General features: G+C 65.4%; 21 protein-coding genes and 1 riboswitch. Of the genes, 11 read left to right on the forward strand and 10 right to left on the reverse strand.

Annotated elements, in window-relative coordinates:
* The first annotated feature begins 27 nt into the window (after window positions 1-27).
* The 5 genes from rpsK (at window position 28) to THL1_RS03660 (ending at window position 4,131) form a co-directional block, all read left to right on the forward strand.
* Window positions 28-417: a 30S ribosomal protein S11 gene (gene rpsK, locus THL1_RS03640; protein WP_003093689.1), complete on the forward strand. Its 390-nt coding sequence runs from the start codon at window positions 28-30 to the stop codon at window positions 415-417.
* Window positions 418-433: 16 nt separating this feature from the next.
* A complete protein-coding gene (rpsD, locus tag THL1_RS03645) occupies window positions 434-1,054 on the forward strand; it encodes a 30S ribosomal protein S4 (RefSeq protein WP_069081980.1) in 621 nt (206 codons plus the stop codon).
* Window positions 1,055-1,076: 22 nt separating this feature from the next.
* The gene (locus THL1_RS03650) at window positions 1,077-2,078 is read left to right on the forward strand and encodes a DNA-directed RNA polymerase subunit alpha (RefSeq protein WP_069081981.1); all 1,002 of its coding nucleotides are present in this window, start codon (window positions 1,077-1,079) and stop codon (window positions 2,076-2,078) included.
* A 44-nt stretch (window positions 2,079-2,122) separates the two neighbouring features.
* Entirely contained in the window at window positions 2,123-2,512 is a 390-nt protein-coding gene (rplQ, locus tag THL1_RS03655; protein ID WP_069081982.1) for a 50S ribosomal protein L17, read from the forward strand.
* Window positions 2,513-2,685: 173 nt separating this feature from the next.
* On the forward strand, window positions 2,686-4,131 hold the full coding sequence (locus tag THL1_RS03660) for a catalase (protein ID WP_069081983.1): 1,446 nt from the start codon (window positions 2,686-2,688) through the stop codon (window positions 4,129-4,131).
* A gap of 70 nt (window positions 4,132-4,201) precedes the next feature.
* Here THL1_RS03660 and uvrA read toward each other — a convergent pair whose 3' ends face one another.
* Window positions 4,202-7,036 (reverse strand): excinuclease ABC subunit UvrA, encoded by a 2,835-nt coding sequence (gene uvrA, locus THL1_RS03665; RefSeq protein ID WP_069081984.1) that lies wholly within the window; start codon window positions 7,034-7,036, stop codon window positions 4,202-4,204.
* Between the two features lie 208 nt (window positions 7,037-7,244).
* Here uvrA and THL1_RS03670 point away from each other — a divergent pair, with 208 nt between their 5' ends.
* Both THL1_RS03670 and THL1_RS03675 read left to right on the forward strand, forming a co-directional pair.
* The gene (locus THL1_RS03670; RefSeq protein ID WP_069081985.1) at window positions 7,245-8,639 is read left to right on the forward strand and encodes an MFS transporter; all 1,395 of its coding nucleotides are present in this window, start codon (window positions 7,245-7,247) and stop codon (window positions 8,637-8,639) included.
* 9 nt (window positions 8,640-8,648) lie between these two features.
* Window positions 8,649-9,134, forward strand: a complete 486-nt coding sequence (locus tag THL1_RS03675; RefSeq protein ID WP_044872677.1) for a single-stranded DNA-binding protein — start codon at window positions 8,649-8,651, stop codon at window positions 9,132-9,134.
* 63 nt (window positions 9,135-9,197) lie between these two features.
* On the opposite strand, the gene THL1_RS03680 is transcribed toward THL1_RS03675, so the two are convergent.
* From THL1_RS03680 to cobG, 7 genes are all read right to left on the reverse strand, one after another.
* On the reverse strand, window positions 9,198-11,612 hold the full coding sequence (locus THL1_RS03680) for a TonB-dependent siderophore receptor (RefSeq protein ID WP_069081986.1): 2,415 nt from the start codon (window positions 11,610-11,612) through the stop codon (window positions 9,198-9,200).
* Window positions 11,613-11,749: 137 nt separating this feature from the next.
* Entirely contained in the window at window positions 11,750-12,706 is a 957-nt protein-coding gene (locus tag THL1_RS03685) for a FecR domain-containing protein (protein ID WP_069081987.1), read from the reverse strand.
* Window positions 12,703-13,203 carry a sigma-70 family RNA polymerase sigma factor gene (locus THL1_RS03690; protein ID WP_069081988.1) on the reverse strand — a complete coding sequence of 167 codons (501 nt, stop codon included), beginning with the start codon at window positions 13,201-13,203 and terminating at the stop codon, window positions 12,703-12,705. The genes THL1_RS03685 and THL1_RS03690 overlap by 4 nt, the downstream gene beginning before the upstream one ends.
* 198 nt (window positions 13,204-13,401) lie before the next feature.
* Complete coding sequence (cobJ, locus tag THL1_RS03695; protein ID WP_069081989.1) at window positions 13,402-15,051, reverse strand: precorrin-3B C(17)-methyltransferase; 1,650 nt, start codon at window positions 15,049-15,051, stop codon at window positions 13,402-13,404.
* A 90-nt stretch (window positions 15,052-15,141) separates the two neighbouring features.
* Window positions 15,142-15,891 carry a precorrin-2 C(20)-methyltransferase gene (locus THL1_RS03700; RefSeq protein ID WP_069081990.1) on the reverse strand — a complete coding sequence of 250 codons (750 nt, stop codon included), beginning with the start codon at window positions 15,889-15,891 and terminating at the stop codon, window positions 15,142-15,144.
* Window positions 15,888-16,514: a precorrin-8X methylmutase gene (locus THL1_RS03705; RefSeq protein ID WP_069081991.1), complete on the reverse strand. Its 627-nt coding sequence runs from the start codon at window positions 16,512-16,514 to the stop codon at window positions 15,888-15,890. Before THL1_RS03705 ends, THL1_RS03700 begins: the two co-directional genes overlap by 4 nt.
* Window positions 16,511-17,827 (reverse strand): precorrin-3B synthase, encoded by a 1,317-nt coding sequence (cobG, locus tag THL1_RS03710; protein ID WP_083245816.1) that lies wholly within the window; start codon window positions 17,825-17,827, stop codon window positions 16,511-16,513. Before cobG ends, THL1_RS03705 begins: the two co-directional genes overlap by 4 nt.
* Window positions 17,828-17,914: 87 nt before the next feature.
* Window positions 17,915-18,105, reverse strand: a riboswitch (cobalamin riboswitch).
* 81 nt (window positions 18,106-18,186) lie between these two features.
* Between cobG and THL1_RS03715 the strand changes: the two genes are divergently transcribed.
* From THL1_RS03715 to THL1_RS03730, 4 genes are all read left to right on the forward strand, one after another.
* Entirely contained in the window at window positions 18,187-19,413 is a 1,227-nt protein-coding gene (locus tag THL1_RS03715; RefSeq protein ID WP_069081993.1) for a bifunctional cobalt-precorrin-7 (C(5))-methyltransferase/cobalt-precorrin-6B (C(15))-methyltransferase, read from the forward strand.
* 128 nt (window positions 19,414-19,541) lie between these two features.
* On the forward strand, window positions 19,542-20,639 hold the full coding sequence (locus THL1_RS03720) for a cobalt-precorrin-5B (C(1))-methyltransferase (RefSeq protein ID WP_069081994.1): 1,098 nt from the start codon (window positions 19,542-19,544) through the stop codon (window positions 20,637-20,639).
* Window positions 20,636-21,367 (forward strand): cobalt-precorrin-6A reductase, encoded by a 732-nt coding sequence (locus THL1_RS03725; protein WP_069081995.1) that lies wholly within the window; start codon window positions 20,636-20,638, stop codon window positions 21,365-21,367. The genes THL1_RS03720 and THL1_RS03725 overlap by 4 nt, the downstream gene beginning before the upstream one ends.
* Window positions 21,364-22,086 (forward strand): (2Fe-2S) ferredoxin domain-containing protein, encoded by a 723-nt coding sequence (locus tag THL1_RS03730; RefSeq protein ID WP_069081996.1) that lies wholly within the window; start codon window positions 21,364-21,366, stop codon window positions 22,084-22,086. The genes THL1_RS03725 and THL1_RS03730 overlap by 4 nt, the downstream gene beginning before the upstream one ends.
* 147 nt (window positions 22,087-22,233) lie before the next feature.
* On the opposite strand, the gene THL1_RS03735 is transcribed toward THL1_RS03730, so the two are convergent.
* Window positions 22,234-22,875, reverse strand: coding sequence for a vWA domain-containing protein (locus tag THL1_RS03735; RefSeq protein ID WP_069081997.1), 642 nt, complete (start codon window positions 22,873-22,875; stop codon window positions 22,234-22,236).
* Between the two features lie 14 nt (window positions 22,876-22,889).
* On the reverse strand, window positions 22,890-23,891 hold the full coding sequence (locus tag THL1_RS03740) for an ATP-binding protein (protein ID WP_069081998.1): 1,002 nt from the start codon (window positions 23,889-23,891) through the stop codon (window positions 22,890-22,892).
* Window positions 23,892-24,265: the final 374 nt, after the last annotated feature.

Here is a 24,265-nt window from a genome sequence, read left to right on the forward strand (position 1 = left end):
CGCCCGCGAATCGACAGGAATTAAGTCATGGCTAAGCCTGCTGCTCGTCCTCGTAAGAAAGTCAAAAAGACAGTGGTGGATGGGATCGCCCATATCCACGCTTCTTTCAACAACACCATCGTGACCATCACCGACCGTCAAGGTAACGCCCTGTCCTGGGCTACCTCCGGTGGTTCCGGTTTCCGCGGTTCCCGTAAGAGCACCCCGTTCGCTGCCCAGGTTGCAGCCGAGCGTGCCGGTCAGGCTGCTCTGGAATACGGCCTGAAGAACCTCGACGTGAACGTCAAGGGCCCGGGTCCGGGTCGCGAATCCGCTGTGCGTGCTCTGAACGCCTGCGGCTACAAGATCGCCAGCATCACCGACGTGACGCCTATCCCGCATAACGGGTGCCGTCCGCCGAAGAAGCGTCGCGTGTAAAAGGAGACAGTGAGAAATGGCTCGTTACATTGGTCCCAAGTGCAAACTGTCCCGTCGTGAAGGTACCGACCTCTTCCTGAAGAGTGGTGCTCGCGCGCTCGAATCCAAGTGCAACATCGAATCCGCTCCTGGCCAGCACGGCGCCCGTCGTGGCCGTCTGTCCGACTACGGCACCCAGCTGCGCGAGAAGCAGAAAGTGCGCCGTATCTACGGTGTTCTGGAGCGTCAGTTCGGTAACTACTACAAAGAAGCTGCTGCCCGCAAAGGCGCTACCGGCGAAAACCTGCTGCAACTCCTCGAGTGCCGCCTGGACAACGTCGTGTACCGCATGGGCTTCGGCGCTACTCGTTCCGAGTCCCGCCAGTTGGTTTCCCACAAGGCCATCAGCGTCAACGGCCAGACCGTGAACGTTCCGTCCTACCAGATCAAAGCTGGTGACGTCGTTGCCGTTCGCGAGAAGTCGAAGAACCAGCTGCGTATCGCCCAAGCCCTCGAACTGTGCGGTCAGCGTGGCCGTGTCGAGTGGGTTGAGGTTGACGCAGAGAAGAAGTCCGGCGTGTTCAAAAGCGTGCCGGCTCGCAGCGATCTGTCCGCCGACATCAACGAAAACCTGATTGTCGAGCTCTACTCCAAGTAAGGGCTAGAAAATAGGTGCATCCATGCAGAGTTCGGTAAATGAGTTCCTGACCCCCCGCCATATTGATGTGCAGGTGGTCAGTCCGACCCGCGCCAAGATTACGCTCGAGCCTCTCGAGCGTGGTTTCGGCCATACCCTGGGCAACGCGCTGCGTCGCATCCTGTTGTCCTCCATGCCTGGCTGTGCAGTAGTCGAGGCCGAAATCGACGGCGTACTCCATGAGTACAGCGCCATCGAGGGTGTTCAGGAAGATGTCATCGAGATCCTCCTGAACCTCAAAGGTCTGGCTATCAAGCTGCATGGTCGTGACGAAGTAACGCTGAGCCTTTCCAAGAAGGGCTCGGGCGTGGTCACTGCCGCCGATATTCAGCTGGATCATGATGTCGAAATCGTCAACGGCGACCACGTAATCGCCAATCTGGCGGATAACGGCGTGCTGAACATGAAGCTCAAGGTGTCCCGCGGTCGTGGCTATGAGCCCGCCGACGCGCGCCAGAGCGACGAAGACGAGAGCCGCAGCATTGGTCGTTTGCAGCTCGATGCCTCGTTCAGCCCCGTCCGTCGTGTTGCTTACGTGGTTGAAAACGCCCGTGTCGAGCAGCGTACCAACCTGGACAAGCTGGTCATTGACCTCGAAACCAACGGCACCCTGGACCCTGAAGAGGCCATCCGTCGTGCCGCTACCATCCTGCAACACCAGCTGGCTGCGTTCGTCGACCTGAAGGGCGACAGCGAGCCGGTAGTTGTTGAGCAGGAAGACGAGATCGATCCGATCCTGCTGCGTCCGGTTGATGACCTCGAGCTGACCGTACGTTCGGCCAACTGCCTCAAGGCGGAGAACATCTACTACATCGGCGACCTGATTCAGCGCACCGAAGTAGAGCTGTTGAAGACTCCGAACCTGGGCAAGAAGTCCCTGACCGAGATCAAGGACGTCCTGGCCTCCCGTGGTCTGTCCCTCGGCATGCGCCTCGACAACTGGCCGCCGGCAAGTCTCAAGAAGGACGACAAGGCGACTGCCTGATCGTCGTAATCACCGAACGTAGAAGTTTGGTAAGGAATTGAACCATGCGTCATCGTAAAAGTGGCCGTCACCTCAGCCGCACCAGCGCACACCGCAAGGCCATGTTCCAGAACATGGCGGTGTCGCTGTTCGAGCACGAACTGATCAAAACCACCCTGCCGAAAGCCAAGGAACTGCGCCGCGTTGCCGAGCCGCTGATCACCCTGGCCAAGGAAGACAGCGTTGCCAACCGCCGCCTGGCTTTCGACCGTACCCGTTCGAAAGCCGCTGTAGGCAAACTGTTCAACGATCTGGGCAAGCGCTACGCCAACCGTCAGGGCGGCTACCTGCGCATCCTGAAGTGCGGTTTCCGCGCTGGCGACAACGCTCCGATGGCTTACGTCGAACTGGTTGACCGTCCGGTCGCTGGTGAAATCGAAGCTGCTGCCGAGTAAGTCGGTCGTTGCATGAAAAACCGGGCCTTGTGCCCGGTTTTTTTATGTCTTTGCTGTTTGTAATTATCTATTGATTCTCTTCTTTTAATAAATTGGCTCAGTGGTGTTGCGGTCTGGATACTCGTCTTCATCCGGTCTAGCCGGAACCAAAGCGCCCCAGATGGAGATCGAGAATGAGCCAGAAGCCGACCCTGACTACAACCGCCGGCAATCCCGTTGCGGACAACCAGAATTCGTTGAGCGCCGGGCCACGTGGCTCGCTGCTGATGCAGGACTACCACCTGATCGAGAAGCTGGCGCACCAGAACCGGGAGCGTATCCCAGAGCGCGCGGTGCACGCCAAGGGGTGGGGTGCCTATGGCACCTTGACCATCACTCACGACATCACCCAGTACAGCAAGGCCAGTCTGTTCTCCGAGTTGGGGAAGAAGACGCACGTGCTGGCCCGCTTCTCGACGGTCGCCGGTGAGTTGGGTGCCGCCGATGCAGAACGCGACGTGCGCGGCTTCGCCCTGAAGTTCTACACAGAGCAAGGCAACTGGGACATGGTTGGGAACAACACCCCGGTGTTCTTTGTTCGCGATCCCCTGAAGTTTCCCGATTTCATCCACACCCAGAAGCGCCATCCCAGGACCAACCTGCGTTCAAACACCGCTGCATGGGACTTCTGGTCGCTGTCGCCGGAAAGCCTGCACCAAGTCACGATCCTGATGTCTGATCGTGGCTTGCCTACTGACGTGCGCCACATCAATGGCTATGGATCGCACACCTATAGCTTCGTTAACGCTGCCCAGGAGCGCTTCTGGGTCAAGTTCCATTTCAAGACGCTGCAGGGCCATAAGCATTGGACCAATACCGAGGCTGCTGAAGTGGTTGGGTGCAGCCGGGAAACCACCCAGGAGGACTTGTACTACAGCCTCGAGAACGGTGACTTTCCGAGATGGCGTTTCTGTGTCCAGGTGATGACTGAGGAACAGGCGCGCGACACGAGCTACAACCCGTTTGACCTGACGAAGGTCTGGCCCCACAGCGAATTCCCGTTGATCGAGGTTGGCATCCTCGAACTGAATCGTAACCCGGAGAACTACTTCGCGGAGATTGAGCAGGCCGCTTTCTCGCCATCGAATGTCGTGCCTGGCATCGGCCATTCGCCGGACAAGATGCTCCAGGCCCGTGTGTTCAGCTACGCCGATGCGCACCGTTATCGCCTGGGCACTCATTACGAGGCGCTGCCGGTGAACGCTCCTAAGTGCCCGGTGCATCACTATCACAAGGATGGTGCGATGCGTTTCTTCGCCAACAACGCGATCCCGGATGCCTACTACGAGCCGAACTCCTTCGGCGGTCCGGTTCAGGCGGCGGAGTATGCGGAGCCTCCGCTGGCGATCGACGGTGCCGCCGATCGTTATGACCACCGCGAGGGCAATGACGATTACAGCCAGCCGCGAGCGCTGTTCCAGTTGTTCGATGAAGGACAGAAGCAGCGCTTGTTTGCCAACATCGCCGGGTCCATGACAGGTGTCCCGCAGTTCATCATCGACCGTCAGCTGGCCCACTTCGATATGGTGCATCCCGACTACGGCAATGGTGTTCGCGCAGCGCTGGAGGCCGGCCAGTAACCCGCAAGTCACGTTAGCGAAAAAGGCCGGGCATCACTGCCCGGCCTTTTTCATTGCACCGTCTACGGGATCAGGCCCGATCACGCTCCAGCAGCGGCTTGAGGAATCGCCCTGTGTGGGATTGCGGCATGTCCGCGACTTCCTCCGGCGTACCGGTTGCGATGATCTGGCCGCCTTTGGAGCCGCCTTCCGGGCCCAGATCCACCAGCCAGTCGGCAGTTTTGATCACGTCCAGGTTGTGCTCGATCACCACAACGGTGTTGCCGTGGTCGCGCAGGCGATGGAGCACATCCAGCAACTGCTGGATGTCCGCGAAGTGCAGGCCGGTGGTGGGTTCGTCGAGGATGTACAGCGTCTTGCCGGTATCGCGCTTGGAGAGCTCGCGGGACAGCTTCACGCGCTGGGCCTCACCACCGGAGAGGGTGGTCGCCGACTGGCCCAGGCGGATGTAGGAAAGGCCTACGTCCATCAGGGTCTGCAGCTTGCGGGCGATGGCCGGGACGGCGTCGAAGAATACGCGGGCCTCTTCGATGGTCATCTCCAGCACCTCGTGGATGCTCTTGCCCTTGTAGCGGATCTCCAGGGTCTCGCGGTTGTAGCGCTTGCCCTTGCAGACGTCGCAGGGGACGTAGATGTCCGGCAGGAAGTGCATCTCCACCTTGATCACGCCGTCGCCCTGGCAGGCTTCGCAGCGGCCGCCCTTCACGTTGAAGGAGAAACGCCCCGGGCCGTAGCCACGGGAGCGGGACTCCGGCACGCCGGAGAACAGCTCGCGGATCGGTGTGAACAGGCCGGTGTAGGTTGCGGGGTTGGAGCGCGGTGTGCGACCGATCGGGCTCTGGTCGATGTCCACCACTTTGTCCAGGTGCTGCAGGCCATCAAAGCTGTCGTGGGCCGAGGCTTCCAGTGACGTTGCGCCGTTCAGGGCGGTGGCGGTGATGGGGAACAGCGTGTTGTTGATCAGGGTCGACTTACCCGACCCGGACACGCCGGTCACGCAGGTCAGCAGGCCCACTGGAATCTCCAGATTCACCTGTTGCAGGTTGTTGCCGCTGGCACCCTTGAGCTTGAGGGATTTCTTCTTGTCCCGCGGGGTGCGGTTGGCCGGCACTTCGATCTTCACCCGGCCGGACAGGTATTTGCCGGTGAGCGAGTTCGGGTGCGCCATCACCTCGTCCGGCGTGCCTTCGGCGACGATCTGGCCGCCATGCACGCCCGCGCCGGGGCCGATGTCCACCACGTAGTCGGCGAGGCGGATTGCGTCCTCGTCGTGCTCGACCACGATCACGGTGTTACCCAGGTTGCGCAGGTGGGTGAGGGTGGCCAGCAGGCGCTCGTTGTCCCGCTGGTGGAGGCCGATCGACGGTTCGTCGAGGATGTACATCACCCCCACCAGCCCGGCACCGATCTGGCTGGCGAGGCGAATGCGCTGGGCCTCGCCACCGGACAGGGTGTCGGCGCTGCGGTCCAGGGTCAGGTAGTCGAGACCGACGTTGACCAGGAACTGCAAGCGCTCGCGGATTTCCTTGAGGATCTTCTCGGCAATCTCACCGCGTCGGCCCGTCAGGCTCAGGCCGCCGAAGTAATCCGCCGCATCGCCCACCGGCAGGCCGGTAACCGCCGGCAGTGTCTTGTCGCCCACCCACACATGGCGTGCTTCACGGCGCAGGCGGGTGCCCCGGCAGTCGGGGCAGGGCTGGGTGCTGAGGAACTTGGCCAGCTCCTCGCGCACGGTCGCCGACTCGGTTTCGCGGTAGCGGCGCTCCAGGTTGGGGATGATCCCCTCGAAGGGGTGGGAGCGTTTGACGATGTCGCCGCGGTCATTGAGGTAGCGGAAATCCACATCCTCGCGGCCACTGCCGAAGAGGATCGCCTTCTGGTGTTCGGCCGAGAGCTCGTCGAAGGGCTTCTCCAGGCTGAACCCATAGTGCGAAGCCAGCGAACCGAGCATCTGGAAGTAGTAGACGTTGCGTCGATCCCAGCCGCGGATGGCGCCTTCGGCCAGTGTCAGCTCTCCGTTGACCAGGCGCTTGGCGTCGAAGAACTGCTTCACCCCCAGACCGTCGCAGGTGGGGCAGGCGCCGGCCGGGTTGTTGAAGGAGAACAGCTTGGGTTCCAGCTCGCTGATGGAGTGGCCACAATGGGGACAGGCGAAGCGCGCGGAGAAGATGATCTCGTCGCCTTCTTCGTCGTCCATGGGCGCCACCAGGGCGATGCCGTCGGCTAGGTTGATGGCTGTCTCGAAGGATTCCGCCAGGCGCTGCTGCAGGTCTTCACGGACCTTGAAGCGGTCCACCACCACATCGATGGAATGCTTCTTCTGCTTGTCCAGCTTGGGCAGTTCATCCAGTTCGTAGAGCCTGCCGTTCACCCGTGCACGGACGAAGCCCTGGGCGCGCAGCTCTTCGAACACCGCCAGGTGCTCGCCCTTGCGTTCGCGGATCACCGGCGCCAGCAGCATCAGCTTGCGGCCTTCGGGCAGGGCCAGGACCTGGTCGACCATCTGGCTCACGGTCTGGGCTTCCAGCGGCACATCGTGGTCCGGGCAGCGTGGCGTACCGACGCGGGCATAGAGCAGGCGCAGGTAGTCGTAGATCTCGGTGATGGTACCGACCGTGGAGCGGGGGTTGTGGGACGTGGATTTCTGCTCGATGGAAATGGCCGGGGAAAGGCCCTCGATGGTGTCCACGTCGGGCTTTTCCATCATCGACAGGAACTGCCGGGCGTAGGCCGACAGAGACTCCACATAACGGCGCTGGCCCTCGGCGTAGAGCGTGTCGAAAGCCAGCGACGACTTGCCGGAGCCGGACAGGCCGGTAATCACGATCAGTTTGTCGCGGGGCAGGGTGAGGTCGACGTTCTTCAGGTTATGGGTACGCGCCCCACGGATCAGGATCTTGTCCACAACGGCCTCACTTGGCGGTCGGAAACCGCCGATTATACGGCCCGCCACGGGGACGCGGCAAAGCGTCACGGCTGTCACGTAAACGGCCGGGACTGCTAGAATGCGCGGCATTTTTCAGGCTCCGGCGGCAGCCGGGCACCCAGGAGCGGGTGGCCAGCCAGACAGGGGCGCATGACGCAGGCCCCGATCGTTCTCCCTTGAGGCACCTATGCACGACTCCCACTCTGAACGCATGAGCGGCAGCGAAACGCGCGCGGCCAGCGGCCTGGCCCTGGTATTCGCCTTCCGCATGCTCGGTATGTTCATGGTATTGCCGGTGCTGGCCACCTACGGCCAGGACCTCGCCGGCGCCACCCCGGCCCTGATCGGTCTGGCCATCGGCGCCTATGGCCTGACCCAGGCCGTGCTGCAGATTCCCTTCGGCATCATTTCCGACCGCATCGGTCGCCTGCCGGTGATCTACATCGGTCTGCTGATCTTTGCCGCCGGCGCCGCCGTGGCCGCCAACGCCGACTCCATCTGGGGGGTGATCGCCGGTCGTGTACTGCAGGGTGCCGGAGCCATCTCCGCAGCAGTCATGGCACTGCTCTCCGACCTAACCCGCGAACAGCACCGCACCAAGGCCATGGCCATGATCGGCATGAGCATCGGCGTGTCCTTCGCCGTGGCCATGGTGGTCGGCCCGCTGCTGACCCGTGCCTTTGGTCTTTCCGGGCTGTTCTGGGCCACGGTCATCATGGCGCTGTTCGGGATCGTGATCATCGCCACCATGGTGCCGCGTGCCGCCCATCCGCTGCAGCACCGCGAATCCGGCGTGGCGCGTCAGGCGCTGCTGCCGACGCTCAAGCATGCCGACCTGCTGCGCCTGGACTTCGGCATCCTCGCCCTGCACGCGGTCCTCATGGCCAGCTTCGTCGCCTTGCCACTGGCGCTGGTGGAAAAGGCCGGGCTGCCCAAGGAAGAACACTGGTGGGTCTACCTGACCGCGCTGCTGGTAGGCTTCTTCGGCATGGTGCCGTTCATCATCTATGGCGAGAAAAAGCGCCAGATGAAGAAGGTCCTGGTCGGTGCGGTCGCCATTTTGTGTGCGTGTGAACTGTTCTTCTGGCAGTTCGGCAACAGCCTGCGCGCACTGGTCTTTGGCGCCATCGTTTTCTTCACCGCGTTCAACCTGCTGGAGGCCTCGCTGCCGTCGCTGATCAGCAAGGTCGCCCCGGCCGGCGGCAAGGGCACTGCGATGGGCGTCTACTCCACCAGCCAGTTCCTCGGCGCGGCTATGGGCGGCATTCTCGGTGGGTGGCTGTTCCAGCACGGCGGGCTGTCGACGGTGTTCGTCGGTTGTGCGGTGGTCTGTGCGATTTGGCTGGCCATTGCTGTTACTATGCGTGAACCTCCGTACGTGACCAGCCTGCGCCTTCCGCTCAGTGCAGCGGCAGTGGCCGATACCGGGCTGGTTGCGCGTTTGCTGGCTCTGCCCGGAGTGGCAGATGCCGTCGTGGTGGCCGATGAGGCGGCCATTTACATCAAAGTGGATTCTGAAAAACTGGACCGCACGTCCCTGGAGCGCCTGATCGAATCGGCCCCGGAACGTGCTGAAGCCTAGGAGAACGTCATGGCCCGTGGGGTTAACAAAGTCATTCTGGTTGGTAACGTCGGTGGTGATCCGGAAACCCGCTACCTGCCCAACGGCAATGCGGTGACCAACGTCACCCTGGCCACCAGCGAATCCTGGAAGGACAAGCAGACCGGTCAGCAGCAAGAGCGTACCGAGTGGCACCGCGTGGTGTTCTTCGGCCGCCTCGCCGAAATCGCCGGCGAGTACCTGCGCAAGGGCTCGCAAGTCTACGTCGAAGGCTCCCTGCGCACCCGCGAGTGGGAAAAGGACGGCGTGAAGCGTTACACCACCGAAATCGTGGTCGACATCAACGGCCAGATGCAACTGCTCGGCGGCCGCCCTGGCAGCGAAGGCGACGCCCCGCGTGCTCCGCGCCCGCAACGCGAGCCGCAGCAGTCCGCCCCGCAGCAGCGTCCGGCTCCGCAGCCTGCCGCCCAGCCGGCTCCGGACTACGATAGCTTCGACGACGACATTCCGTTCTAACGGGCGTCGCGTGAGCAGAAAAAAGGCGCAGCCATCCGGCTGCGCCTTTTTCGTTTCAGCCCCTCAGAACTGGTAGCTGAGGGTGGCGGTGACGTTGCGTTTTTCGCCGAAGTAGCAGAAGTCGAGGCTGTAGCAGGACGCCACGTAATCCTCGTCCAGCAAGTTGTTGGCGTTCAGGCTGAGATCCAGCCCCTTCATGCCCAGCTTGCCAAGGTCGTAACCGATGAGCGCGTCGACCAGGGTGTAGGAGGGCACGTGCAGGGTGTTCTCCTTGTCTGCCCAGGTCTTGCCGACGTAGCGCACGCCAAGGCCGCTGTGCAGGCCGTCGAGGGCGCCGGCATTGAAGCTGTAGTCGCCCCAGATGGATGCCATGTGCTTCGGCGCCTGGTTTGGGGTGTTGCCTTGGTTGCCGTCCAGCGCCTTGGCGTAGGTGATGTCGGTGTAGGTGTAGCTGGCCAGCACCTTGAAGTTCTCGGTGACCTGGGTGTGGGCTTCCAGCTCGAAGCCCTGGGAACGCACTTTGCCCACCGAGGTGTAGAAGTTGTCCTGGGGCAGCTTGGAGGCGACGTTTTCCTGGGTGATGTGGAACACCGAGGCGGTGTACATGCTGTTGCTGTCAGCCGGCTGGAACTTCACGCCGGCTTCCCACTGCTTGCCCTCGGTGGGCTCCAGGGCCTTGCCGGCGGCGTCCGAGTAGGCGTTCGGGTTGAACGACTCGGAGTAGCTGATGTAGGGCGCGACGCCATTCTCGAAGAGGTAGAGCACGCCGGCGCGGCCGGTGAACTTGCTCCACTGTTCGTCACTCTTGGTTTGCGCGGTGCGGTTCTCATCGGAGACGTCCACCCAGTCCTGGCGCAGGCCGAGGGAGAAGCGCCACTGGTCGACATCGATCAGGTCCTGCAGGTACAGGCCGGTCTGTTCCAGGCGGCGCGTGTGGTTGTCTTCGGAGAGGAAGCTCAGGCTCTCGTTGCGGTACTCCGGGTCGAAGGCGTTGAGCGGCGTGGAGACGCCGGAGGTCCAGTCCACATGGGTCTTGCGGCGCTGGTAGTCGAGGCCGGTGAGCAGGGTGTGACGGGTGCTGCCCCAGTCGAATTCAGCCTGCACCATGTTGTCGATGATGTAGGCCTCTAGCTCCTCGCTGGCGCCGGAGAAGTAGCGGTTCAGTTCGTTGCTGTCGGGCGCGGTCCACTGGTAGCCATAAACCTGCGACAGGTCGACGTTGGCGCTCAGGTAACGGAAGTTCTGCCTGGCGCTCCAGACATCGTTGAAGCGGTGCTCCAACTGGTAGCCGAACATGCGCTGGGTGCGGTCGAAGTCGTCCAGGCCCGGTTCGCCGTCGAAGAACTCGCGGTCGATGCGCCGGCCGTTGTGCTGGAACAGGCTGCCGTCGGCCGGCACGCCGCTGTGGTAGCCACCGTTGGGGTCGTGCTGCAGGTAACCCTGCAGGGTCAGCGTGGTGTCTTCACTGAAGTCGATGGCCAGGGTCGGGGCGATGGCGTAGCGCTCGTCCTTGGTGTGGTCGAACTGGGTATCGCCGCCCTTGCCCAGGCCCACCAGGCGGTAGGCGATGCGCTTCTCGTCATCCAGCGGACCGCTGAAGTCGAAGCCTACGCCCTTCTGGTTCATGTTGCCGACGGTGGCCTGCACCTGTTGGTAATCCTCATAGAGCGGTTTCTTGCTGGTCAGCGCCACCAGGCCACCGGGCAGGCTGCGGCCGTAGAGCACCGAGGACGGGCCCTTGAGCACGTCGATGCGCTCCAGGAAGTACGGGTCCACCTGCATCGAGCTGAAGGTGCCGCTGTCGCCCATGGTCTTCAGGCCGTCGAGGTAGATGTTGTCGACGCTGTTGTCGGCGAAGCCGCGCATCACCACATAGTCGTAGCGGTTCGAGGCGCCCACCTGGCCGGTGAAGATGCCGGGGGTGTAGCGCATGGATTGCTGGACGGTTTTCGAGCCTTGGTCGTCGATCTGCTCGCGGGTGATCACTGAGACGCTCTGCGAAGTTTCCATCAGCGACTTGCTGGTCTTGGTGGCGATCTGGCTGTGGGTGGCCAGGTAGCCTTCCTCGCTGCCCAGCGCGTTGCCCAGGGCGAACACCTGGGTGCTGGGGACTTCGAGCGCGCTGCCGGCCGGCACGTCGCGCAGCACGAAGCTGCCGCTGCCGAGGCTTTCCGCCTTTAGCGAGGTGCCTTCGAGCAGGCGCGCGAGGCCCGCCTCCACCGAAAAGGTGCCGTTCAGGCCGTTGCTGTCGAGGCCACGGGTCTGTGCCGGGGTAGCGGAGAGGTTGATCTCCGCCTCACGGGCGAAGCGGTTCAGCGCATCAAACAGGGCACCGGCAGGAATGGCGTAGCTGCGGCTGGCGACAGCGGCGGCCCCGTCAGCGACAGCGCTGGCGGGCAGCAGCGGGGCGGCCAGGGCGGCGGACAGCAGGACGCCACGAATGGCAAGAGCGAGGTGGGAAGCGCGGGGTGCGGTCATGAAAACATCCGTGGGGATCGGCAAAGGTTAATAGGATTCATTCCCTTTGCCGGAACAGGCGGAAAAACCCGCCAAAAAAATCAAACGCGTTCGAAGGTAAAACCTGTAGGGGCGATTTCAATCGCGAAAATTCGGGATCAAACCCTCGCCTCTACCGTCACCCACCAGCGCGTGCGGTAGTGCAGCTCCACCGGCAGGGTGCGCGGCAGCAAGGCCAGCAGCATTTCGGTGTCGTCCAGGCGGAACACGCCGGACAGACGCAGGTCGGCAATCGCCTCGGCACAGGCCAGGCGCCCGTGGCGATAGCGCGCCACCTCGGCGAGGAAGTCCGCCAGGCGCATGTCACGGGTGACGATCAGCCCGTCGACCCAGGCGCCGGCTTCCATGTCCAGTTGCGGCACAGGCCGGACTCCGTCGCGGGCGATGTCGAAGCTCTGGCCCGCTTCGACGACCCGCCTCGACAGCCGGCTGCCTGGGGTCAGTGCCACGCTGCCCTGCAACACGCTCAGGCGTGAGGCGGCCTTGCCCTGGCGCAACACGAAGTGCGCGGCCTGGGTTTCCACCAGGCCATGAGCGGTGCGCACCCGCAGCGGTGCGGCCCGGTTGGCGCTGTTGACGAAGATTTCTCCGCGCCGCAGTTCGACCAGGCGTTGCTGCGAGCCGAAGCGGATATCCACCGCCGAATCGGTGTTCAGTTGCAGCTGGCTGCCATCGGCCAGTGCCAAGCCACGGCGCTCGCCGGTCGCGGTGGCCAGGTCGGCGGTCAGGCGCTCCCACGGGGTAATGTCGCGGGTCAGCCAGAGCGCGGCCCCGCCGACGGCAGCGCCGGACAGCAGCTTGAGCGCCTGGCGTCGGCGCAACCCGGCACGGGCGTTGTCCAGCACCAGGCCGCTACCGGGCATGGCCTGCCCCAGCTCGCGGTCGAGTTGCTGCACCCGTTGCCAGGCCAGTTCGTGGCTGGCGTCCTGCCCGCGCCAGTGCTCGCAAGCCTTGTGCAGCTCGGCATCACCGTTGCCACGCAGGCGCATCATCCAGTGGATGGCCTGGCGCACGACCTGCTCGTCGGGGCCGGTGGTCCGGCTCTGTGCGCTCACTCTTCGAACCGCAGCAGGTAGCAGTGGTAAAGGGCGTCAGCGACGTAGCGCTCTACTGAGCGCAGGGAAATGCCCATGCGCGCGGCGATCTCCTTGTGAGTCAGTCCCTCGCATTGTGCGAGGAGGAAGGCGGTGCGCGTCTTGGGCTTGAGGCGGTCGAGCATCAGCGCGATGCGCTCCAGCAGTTCGAGGATCAGCTCGCGGTCCTCGGGGGAAGGCGCCTCGGCCTCGGGCAACTGCGCCAGGGCGTCCAGGTAGGCGCGTTCCAGCTCCTCACGGCGCCAGTGGTCGATCACCAGGCCACGCGCCACGGTGCGCAGGAAGGCACGCGGGGTACGCAGTTCCAGGCTCGCACCCTTGCCCAGCAGGCGCAGGAAAGTGTCCTGGGCCAGGTCAGCGGCATCGGCGGCGTTGCCCAGCTTGCTGCGCAGCCAGTTCTTCAGCCAGCCGTGATGCTCGCTGTACAAAGCCTGGAGGGTAATCGGGGAAGACGACATGAAGGCCACCGCGAGATGCGATCACAAATGAAAATTAATCGCATTTTCACGATGACTTGAGGCTTTGGCAACTGTGACCGTAGGTCTTGCCTGATGCCGTCGTTGGAGTACGGCACATTTGTAGGAGCGAGCTTTGCTCGCGAAGTATCGCGCCAAGCCCTTTCGCGAGCAGAGCTCGCTCCTACGGTCTGAGGTCCGCTAGCGATACCAGCGCGGCGTGTAGACCCAATCTTCGCCGTTGCCTTTCGGCACGCGCCGGGTCAGTGACGAGCCGATGATCACCAGGGTGCGCATGTCCACGTGCTCCGGCGTCAGTTCTCCGAGGCTGATGAGGGTCAGCTTCTCCGCCGGGCGCCCGATGTCGCGGCCCAGCACTACGACCGTCTCCGGCTTGCGATGGCGGGCGACGATTTCCAGGGCGCGGCCCAGTTGCCAGGGGCGGGCCCTGGAAATCGGGTTGTAGAACGCCATGGCCAGGTCGGCGGCGGCAGCGTGGTCGAGGCGGTTTTCGATCACTTCCCAGGGCTTGAGGTTGTCCGACAGGGAGATCAGGCAGAAGTCATGGCCCAGTGGTGCGCCCGCCTTGGCCGCGGTAGCCAGTGCGGCAGAAACCCCAGGGAACACCTGCAGTTCCACTTGCAGCCACTCAGGATCACGGGATTCATCGAGTGCTTCCAGCACGGCGGCGGCCATGGCGAATACGCCCGGATCGCCGGACGACACCACCACCACGCGGCGACCGCTTGCCGCCAGCTCGAAGGCATGGCGGGCGCGCTGGAGCTCTTCGCGGTTGTCGGTGCAGTGCGCCACCTGATCGGGGCGTAGCGGCCCGGCCATGCGGATGTAGGTTTCGTAGCCCAGCAGGTCTTCGGCCTCGTCCAGCGCCTGGCGCACGGCGGGCACCATGAATTCGGCGGCGCCAGGGCCGAGGCCGACCACGGTGAGGCGGCCACGCGGCTGGCCGATCAGGGCCGGGTCCACGGGCTCGGTCGCGAGGTAGAGACGAATGTCACGCGCCTGCTGGTGCAGGGGCGGCAGGGCGGTTTCATCGGTAATGAAGCGCAGCGGTACGCCTAGTTCAGCGGCGGTCGCAGCCAGTTCGGCATCGCACATCCGTGCACGCTTCGCCAGCAGGCAAGCCAGGGACAGGGGCGCCAGTCCGGCATCGGCCAGTGCCTGACGCACTGTATCCGCGTCTGCCGCGCCATCGATCCGGGCGATGGCCAGACGGGGATGGATCAGCAGTTCATTGCGTTCCGCCGCACGCGCCTCGGCGGTGATGTGGATAACCCGTTGCGCCTCGTCCGCCAGGGGCAGGCGAGCCTCATCCAGCCAGGGCGCCTCGCCCTGCACGCGGACCGCTTCACCGCCCAGCAGGTCGGACACGAAGCGCTTGCCCTGCTCGATATCGGCCAGCGCATACCCCGCTGGCGGGTCCAGCAGGCAGGTGCCGAAACGCAGCTCGCCGCTGGTGGTGATGGCGGGCGCCACGTTCAGTGTCGCGGCGATTTCCCGCGCCATGCGGTTCACGCCGCCGAGGCCGCCGAGCAGCGGGACCACGGCGCTGCCGTCCTCGGCCACCGCCAGCACCGGCGGCTCGGCACCCTTGCTCGCCAATAGCGGCGCCAGGGTGCGGATGACGATGCCGGCGGCGCACAGGGCGATGATCGGCGTGTCGGTGCGATAGAGCTCGCGCAAGGTTTCGCCGAACTCGTCGTAGTGCTCGTCGATAGCTTCCACACGCCCTGCCAGGCCGAGGATGCGCGCCTGTGGATAAAGCGCCTGGATGCGCTGGGCCGTGGGCAGGCCGCCCTTACCGAGCAGGACAATGGCCGGTGGGTTATGCATGGCAGAGTTCCACAGGTAGGGTGCGCGGTGCGCACCGGAAGTCATTGGTGCGCACCGCGCACCCTACGGGCACGGACATCCCGCGCTGCATCACCCCCTCCACTTCTGGCCGGGGATGACGATCATCGAAAAGTAGGGCGAGGCCATCGGGTCCACTTCATCCAGCGGCACGATGCGCTGGTTGGCCATGGTGGCGCGCTCCACATAATGGGCGCGGCTGGCGATGCCGAGGTCCTGCAGGACCCGGCGCACCTTGTCGAAGTTGCGTCCGAGCTTCATCACCACGGCCGCCTCGGCGTCCGCCAGACGCTCCTTGAGCTCGTCTTCCGGCAGCACGCCGGAGAGCACGGAAAGACTCTGGTTGCGGTACACCAGCGGCACCCCGAGCACCGCTGCGCTACCCAGCATGGAGCACACACCGGGCACCACTTCCACCTCGTAGCGCTCGGCCAGGCGGTCGTGCAGGTACATGTAGGAGCCGTAGAAGAAGGGGTCGCCCTCGCAGATCACCGCGACGTCACGGCCAGCCTCAAGGTGCTGAGCGACCTGCTCGGCGGCGGTGTCGTAGAAGTCGCTGATCACGGTCTCGTAGGATAGCGGCGGCTCCAGCTTTTCGGTGGTCACTGGATACACCAGCGGCATGCGCTGCTGGGCGTCGGTGAGGTGCTGCTCGATGATACCGAAGGCGTTGCCACCCTGGCCCTGGTTGGCCTTCGCCTTGGCCACGAAGTAGCCCACCACGGGCGCCGACTGCAGCAGGCGCAGGGCCTTGAGGGTGATCAGTTCCGGGTCGCCGGGGCCTACGCCGAGGCCGATCAGCCGTCCTTTGCCAGTCATCATTCCACCTCCGTGGCCAGGGCGTTGACCGCCGCCGCCGCCATGGCGCTGCCGCCGCGACGGCCACGCACGATCACATAGGGCACACCGCGGCTATCGGCGGCGAGCATGTCCTTGGATTCCGCCGCGCCGACGAAGCCCACCGGGAAACCGAGGATCAGCGCCGGTTTCGGTGCGCCGGCATCGAGCATTTCCAGCAGATAGAAGAGCGCGGTGGGGGCGTTGCCGATGACCACCACGCTGCCTTCCAGATGCTCGCGCCAGTGTTCCAGGGCCACCGCCGAGCGGGTGTTGCCCAACTCGCGGGCCAGCTCCGGCACGCCGGGGTCATTGAGGGTGCAGACCACCTTGTTGTTTGCCGGCAGGCGCGCGCGGGTAATGCCTTCGGCCACCATGCGTGCATCGCAGAGGATCGGCGCGCCGGCGGCGATGGCGGCACGGCCGGCGGCACCGGCGCCGGGGGAGAAGCGCAGGTCCCCCACCACGTCGACCATGCCGCAGGCGTGGATCACCCGCACTGCGAGCTTTTCCAGGTCGGCGGGGATGCCGGCGAGGTTGGCCTCGGCACGAATGATGGAAAAGGAGTTGCGATAGATCTCCTGACCATCGCGGATGTACTTGATCATTGGGTGGAACTCCAGGTGTCAGGAGAGGCGGCCAGGCGTTCGCCGGCCTCTTGAAGGCTGATGTCGCGCGCCAGCAACCGGCCGAAGCCGACGCCACCGCGCTGGTAAAGGTCGTAGCGACCGGGTGCCGTGGCCAGCAGGGTGAAGGGCGCCACATGGGCGGCGGCGCAGGAGCGCGGGCAGCCGCTGAGGTGCGCCACCGCGCCGGACGGCAGCAGGGGGGCGAGGGCCAGGGCATCGGCCTTGGTGTCGGCCAGGCCCTTGGTGCAACCCGCGGAACCGGTGCAGGCGATCAATCGCGCCAGCGGCTCGCTAGCGTCCGTGGCCAGGCCGAGATTTCGCACCGCCTGCAGGGCCGCTTCGGGGGCGCGCACGTTGGGCAGCAGCACCGATTGCCAGGGCGTCAGGCGCAGACTGCCATCGCCCTGGGTATCGGCGAGATCGGCGAGGGCAGTGAGTTGCGCAGCAGTCAGTCGGCCGAGAGCCGGCGCGCCGCCAACATGGCGGCCATTGCAGATGCCCAGGTGGGCAAAAGTCTGCGGAGCCGGGCGGCGCCAATCGCCGGCCGGCAACAGGGGAACGTCCAGCCGCTGCTGCAGGCGCAACAACAGGTCGCCCTCCGGGTATTTGGCAAGCAGGTGGCGCATGCGCGTCTGCTCGGGTGTCGCCAGTTCGAGGAACAGTTCCAGCAGCGCTTCCACCAGGGCAGGCACCTGCCTGCGGTAAACGGCGGCCAGGGCCGGGGCATCGTCGGCGGCTTGTGGCGGGCAGCCAGCCAGGCCGAAGGCGAACAGTGCGTGGTCGCCCGGGCCCATGGCGGCCAGCCAGAGGTCGTGGGGGTGTTCCAGCATCGCCATGGATTCTCCGCCATCCAGCAGCAGGGCGAACTTGGGCGAGAGTGCGTGGAAGTGCGCCTGGTCCTGTAGCAGGGCGAGGAGCTGCCCGGCCAGCGACGAGATATCCACAGGGGCGGAAGCATCCAGGCCGGCCAGCGGGCTGACCATCAGGTTGCGCACATCGTCGGCACCGGGGGAGCCTGCGCCGAGGCCTGCAGCCAACAGGGCGTCGATCAGAGCCTGCTCGGCACCCGGCTTCACGCCGCGAATCTGCAGGTTGGAACGGTTGGTGGCCTCGATCACGCCGCTGGCATGCGCGCTGGCGGCAGCCGCCACGGCGCGGGCCTGGATCGAACTCAGGCGGCCACAGGGCAGCTTGATTCGGCAGATGCCACCGTCCTTCGCCTGGACGATGCGCAGCAATCCCGGGCAGGCCGAGGGGCGGACGGATAGCGATGTGGGCTGGGCGTGCTTCACTCAGGTCACCATGTTCGGCGTCGCGGCGACCCGGTTCCCTAAGCTAGGGACAACGTTGCACCGATACACCCCGCTCGATGCGACCACACGCGACTGGTTTCACCGGCAGGTCTCCTGGCTGGCAGGTCGTCGTCCCGTGCGGCCTTCCCGATAATTCAGTGGCCAGAATGCATGGACTCGCTGCTTACAGTTGCGGGGGCAGCCACGGTTTGTCCGTGTTCCCTTTTAAACCGGGGCGACTATGGGTCGCGCCGGTAACCGGCGAAGGGCGCTATTATGCCCGCTTTGCCCGGACCTATGAAAAGGCTGCCTGTCGGGAGCCGAACGGCTCTGGCGTTTTCAGATATCGAGGACAGCGAATGCAGCCCTGGCTGACCGTGGTGGGAATTGGCGAAGACGGCTATGCGGGCCTGGGCAAGGCCGCGCGCCACGCCCTGCTCGGCGCCGTCGAAGTGGTCGGCGGCCCGCGCCAGCTCGACCTCCTGCCGCGTTGTATCCGCGCCCGCCGCAGCCCCTGGCCCAGTCCTTTTTCTCTGGCCCCCGTACTGGAGAAGCGCGGTGCGCCGATCTGTGTGCTGGCCAGCGGTGATCCCATGCTGTTCGGCGTAGGCGCCAGCCTCGCGCGGCAAGTGGCGGTGGAGGAGATGCGCGTGATTCCCGCGCCCTCGTCCTATTCCCTGGCCGCTGCGCGCCTGGGCTGGCCATTGCAGGAGGTGACTCTGCTCTCCGTGGTGGCACGCCCGCTGGCTGCGCTCAATGCCCACCTGCACAAGGGCGCGCGTCTGCTGGTGCTGAGCAATGACGGCAGCAGCCCCGCAGCCATCGCTGCAGTGTTGGCCGAGCGTGGCTTGGGCCCCAGTCGAATCACCGTGCTGGAGTATCTGGGTGGGGAGCGTGAGCGGCGAATCGAGGGCATTGCCAGCGACTGGTCACTCACCGAAGCCGCCGTGCTCAATCTGGTGGCCATCGAAGTCCAGGCTGACGAAGGCACCCGCACGCTGCCGCTGACCACCGGTTTGCCGGACGATGCCTTCCGCCACGATGGCCAGCTCACCAAGCGTGACGTACGCGCCATCACCCTCGCGCGACTGGCGCCGCGTCCGGGCGAGCTGCTCTGGGATGTGGGGGCCGGCTGCGGATCCATCGGCATCGAGTGGATGCGCGCGCACCCAAGTTGCCGTGCCATCGCCATCGAAGCCAATGAAGGCCGCCAGGCGCACATCCGCCACAACCGCGACGCCCTGGGGGTGCCCGGCCTGCAACTGGTCGCCGGCCAGGCCCCGGCGGCGCTGGATGGCCTGCCCGCGCCGGATGCGATCTTCATCGGCGGCGGCGTCACCGAGCCCGGTGTGCTCGACACCTGCTGGAACCAGCTCAAGCCCGGTGGCCGCCTGATCGCCAATGCCGTGACCCTGCAAAGCGAAGCCACCCTGGTGGCCTTCCGCGACCGCCACGGCGGCGAGCTCACCCGCATCGCCATCGCCCAGGCCCAGCCGCTGGGCGGCTTCGACACCTGGCGCTCGGCATTGCCGATTACATTGCTTGAAGTGGTGAAGCCCGCGCGCAAGCAGGTGCAGGATGTGTAGGTTGGTGCTGAGCAGCGCGAAGCCCAACAAGGAGTGCGAAGCGCTCCCGGTCCCGCGCGGCGATCGTTGGGCTTCGCTGCGCTCAGCGCCAACCTACATAAAGATCGTGAGCGGACCTGCCATTCCCCATGCGTGACGAAACCCCCGAACAACCCGCGCCGCTGCGCAGCGGCTACACCACCGGCAGCTGCGCCACGGCCACTAGCCTCGCGGCGGTGCGCCTGTTGCTTGGCGGCGAGGCGGCGGATGCGGTAGAAATCACCCTGCCCAAAGGCCAGCAGGTGCTGATGCGCCTGGAGTTCTGCCGGCTGATCGAGGGGGGCGCCGAGGCTGGCACGCTGAAGGATGCCGGCGATGACCCCGATGTGACCCACGGCGCGCTGATCTACGCCCAAGTGCGCCTCGCCGCTGAGCCGGGAGTGCGCTTTCACGCCGGGCCTGGCGTCGGCACCGTTACCAAGCCCGGCCTGACCCTGGCGGTGGGCGAAGCGGCGATCAACCCGGTGCCCCGGCAAATGATGACCGAACACCTCACTCGTCTCGCCGACGAGCATGATTACGCCGGTGGCTTCGAGGTGACCATCTGCGTCCAGGGCGGCGCCGAGCTGGCACTGAAGACCATGAATCCGCGCCTGGGCATTCTCGGCGGTATCTCCATCCTTGGTACCACCGGCATCGTCCGGCCCTTCTCCTGTTCGGCCTACATCGCGTCGATCCATCAGGGCATCGATGTCGCCCGCGCCAACGGCTTCACCCACCTGGCCGCCTGCACCGGCAATGCCAGCGAAGACGCCATGCGCCGCCGCTACCACATGGACGACACCGCCCTGATCGAAATGGGCGACTTCGCCGGCGCCGTGCTCAAGCACCTGCGCAAGGCGCCGGTGGAAAAGCTCAGCCTGTGTGGCGGCTTCGGCAAGATCAGCAAACTTGCCGCCGGCCATATGGACCTGCACAGCGGCAGCTCCAGCATCGACCTGCCGCTGCTGGCACAGTGGGCCGCCGAGCTGGGTGCCAGCGACGAGCTGCAGGCGTCCATGCGTGGCGCGAATACCAGCCAGCTGGCGCTGGCCATGGCCCACGATGCCGGCATTCCACTGGGTAACGCCGTCTGTGCCCACGCCCTGGCTTTCGCCCGCAAGACGGTGCCGGCCAGCGTGGCGTTGGAAGTCTTCGCCATCGACCGCCAGGGCAACATCGTCGGCGAGGCCGTGGAGCAACCATGAAGCGCATCCTGCTGCTGGGCGGCGTCACCGAGGCGTTGGCGCTGGCGCGTCGCCTCGGTCCTGAACATGTCTACAGCCTTGCCGGTCTCGGCAAGGTGCCGGATGACCTCGCCTGCCAGGTGCGCGTCGGCGGCTATGGCGGCGCGCAAGGGCTGGCCCGTTTCATCGCGGAGGAAGGCATTGGCCTGCTGGTCGACGCTACCCATCCTTATGCCGCACAGATGAGTCGGAACGGCGCTGCCGCCGCCGAAATGGCCGGCATTGCCTGCTGGGCCCTGCGGCGTCCTGGCTGGCAGGCGGGCCCTGAGGACGACTGGCGTAACGTGGCCGACTGGGCCGAACTGATCGTCGCCCTGAAGGACTTTTGCCGCCCCTTCTTCACCCTCGGTCGCGAACCGCTGGAACACCTGCACGAGATTCCACCGCAGCAGCACTGGGCGGTGCGCTGCCTTCAGGGGCAGCCGGCCGGCGCGCGTTATGAGGTGATCGGCGCGCGTGGCCCCTTCAGCCTCGACGGCGAGCGAGAACTGTTCTCTCGCTTGCAGAGCGATGTGCTGATCAGCAAGAACAGCGGCAGCCAGTCCACCGAACCCAAGCTGCAGGTTGCCCGCGAGCTCGGGCTGCCGGTGCTGATTCTCAAGCGCCCGGAGCTGCCTGCCGTGGCCCGTGAATTCGATTCCGTCGAGGGTCTCTGGCAGGCCCTCGCCACTTACCTGGAAACCCCATGAGCGCAACACCCTACGCCCGCGTGCTGTTCGCCGGGCCGGACCTTTCCGAAGGCTCCTTCGCTGAACTCTTCCGCCGCCAGCTCATTGCCTTGCGTGGCGAGGCTGCCCTGGCCGAAATCGTCGATACCAGCGCGGGCGATGACGCGCTCTGGCAGCGTGTGCAGGAAAGCCCGCGCCCGCTGCTGGTGATCGACCTTGACCCCCAATCCTCTGCCCAGCATCTGGACTGGCTGCGTAGCGGGCTGGCGGCACTGGACGCCCCTGAGCAACTCTTCGCCGCCAGCCTGTTCGGCCAGTTTGACAGCGACCCAGCCAGCGCCGCCTGCATCCTGGCCGAACGTCGTGAACTGCACCTGGACTGCGTGAATGTGCCGGCGCTGCCGGATGCCCATTCCTGGTCCTGTATCCCGCCCCACGCCCGCCGCCTGCTGCTGTGCAACGGCCCGCGCTGCACCCGCCGCGGCGCCCTGCCGCTGTGGAAGAAACTGCGCGAGACCCTCAAGGCTGCCGGCAAGCTGGAGTGCGAAGGCGGGGTGCACATCACCCGCACCCAGTGCCAGTTCCCCTGCGACCTTGGCCCCACCGCCAGCCTGTATCCGGAAGGCGAGTGGTACCGGATTCGCGACGAGGAAGAGGTGCTGCGCTGGGTGCAGGAGCGGATCGTGGAAGAACGGTCGGTGCCGGAGATGTTGATGAAGGTTTTCGTGCAAGCCGGATGACTCCAGTGTTTCCGGCGCGAGTCACCCCTCTACCTCTGGGGTGAAGCGGCACGCAGTCGGAAGCACCGCTTCCGGTGCCGATGAACGCCGGAGCGCGCAGCGATCTGGCCGGGGCGCAGGGCGGGGGCCGGGGGTGAGGGTGCTGGGCTAGAGCTCGGAAATGACCCGGTACTCCGCCCCCAGCTCCTGCGCCAGTTCCTTCGCCCGTCCGAGCCGGATCGGTCCGCCTTCAATGTCCACCAGCAGCGTTGGGCAGCTCAGCGGTTCCAGCGCCGGCCAATCCTTCAAGCGCCCATCGGTGAGTACCAGCATCCGCTGTGCCTCGGCCGGTTTCTGCCGTTGCCGCCGCGCTAACCAATGGGCGGATTGCTGCAATGCATCGATCAACGGGGTGCCGCCTCCGGCGCCGAGTTCGGTGAGCCAGTGGTGCAGGGCGGGGGACGCTTTCTGACCTTGCCAGAGCCACTTGGGCTGGCGCCCGGTGGCGTGGAGCACGGCGAGGCGGGCGCGCTGACGGTAAGCCGCTTCGAACAGGCCGGCCAGCAGGCCCTTGGCCTGGGCGAGCGCCCCGTGGCGGCGGGTGGAGGCCGAGGCGTCCACCACCACCAGCCAGAGCTGCTCGGGCCGCTGGCTACGCGGCGCGCGAACCAGGTCGGCGGCCGTGCGCGGGCGGCCGCGCAGCAGGGTCGGCAGCCACTGGACAGCTCCATCGGTTCCCGCGCGGCGTGCGCCGCTGCGGCCATTGCCGAGGGTGCCGGGTCTGGGCCGGGCACCCGCCCCTGTGACCATGCGCGGGCGGATGCTCAGGGCTTTTTTGGCCAGCGCGGCAGCTCGCGCCGCTCTCCCATGGGTACGGCTTGTGCAGGCAGTTCGCCCCATTGGCCTTCGCCACTGGATGCATGGGGCGGCGAGCCGGCGGGTGGGGATTGCGGCGGCTGCGCGGCGGCTGGCGGGGTGTGGGTACGGCGGTGGGCAAGGGCGAAGTGCTCGACGGCGTCGATGTCCACGGTCTCGATCCGATCAGCCCCGCGCCACGCGGCATGGGCGCGGGCGGCACGCAGCCAGACCAGGTCGGCGCGCAGGCCGTCGACACCGGCGGCGAAGCAGCGCTGGGCGATTTCATCCAGGGCGGCATCGTCCAGTGGAATGCCGGGTAGACGCGTGCGGGCGTCCTGGCAGCGCTGGGCCAGGGCCTGCTGCTCGCCACTCCACTGGGCGATGAAACCCTGCGGGTCAGCGTCGAAGGCCAGGCGGCGACGGACGATTTCGGCGCGTTCGACCGGTTGCGGCTGGCCGTTCTGCAGCACTTTAAGGCCGAAGCGGTCCAGCAGTTGTGGGCGCAGTTCGCCTTCCTCGGGGTTCATGGTGCCGATCAGTACGAAACGCGCCGGGTGGCGATGGGAGATGCCGTCACGCTCCACCAGGTTCACGCCGCTGGCGGCCACGTCCAGCAGCAGGTCCACCAGGTGGTCCGGCAGCAGGTTCACTTCATCCACATAGAGCACGCCGCCGTGAGCCTTGGCCAGCACGCCAGGGGAGAAGCGCGCGCGGCCTTCGCCGAGGGCGGCGTCCAGGTCCAGGGTGCCGACGATGCGTTCTTCGCTGGCGCCCAGGGGCAGGGTGACGAAGAGGGCGTCCGGCAGCAGGTCGGCAATGCCTCGGGCCAGGGTCGACTTGGCCATGCCGCGCGGGCCTTCGATCAGCACACCGCCAATGGCGGGATCGATGGCCGCGAGGTAGAGCGCCAGCTTCAGTTCATCGGAACCGACGACGGCGCTCAGTGGAAAGTGGGGAAGGTCGGACATGGCGGGTTCCTGAAAACGCATGGCGGGCATGGTAGCGAAAGCCCGAACGGGCCGATAGAAATCAATGATTGAACGGCGCACGGCGATGCAGTAGGTTAGCCAGCATTCGCTTTGGAGATCGTCATGCCGCACTTCGCTTCCACTTCGCCCATCGCTCGCCCGGCTCAGGCCCTGGCGCGTGTGCGCGTGGCCGCTGCGGCCAGCTATTTCTATGGGTATTGGTTTAGCCACGGGCTGGCCTGATACCCATCAGGCGGCCCACTCCAGCAGGGTCGCCGCCAAAGCTCCACGAAACCCCCGGTCGGCAACCCGACCGGGGGTTTTTGTTTTCCGGCCCACAAGGCCAAACACATGAAATTCGAGGATCGCACCAT

It is taken from the genome of Pseudomonas sp. TCU-HL1, from assembly GCF_001708505.1.
In the GTDB taxonomy this organism is placed as follows: Bacteria; Pseudomonadota; Gammaproteobacteria; order Pseudomonadales; family Pseudomonadaceae; genus Metapseudomonas.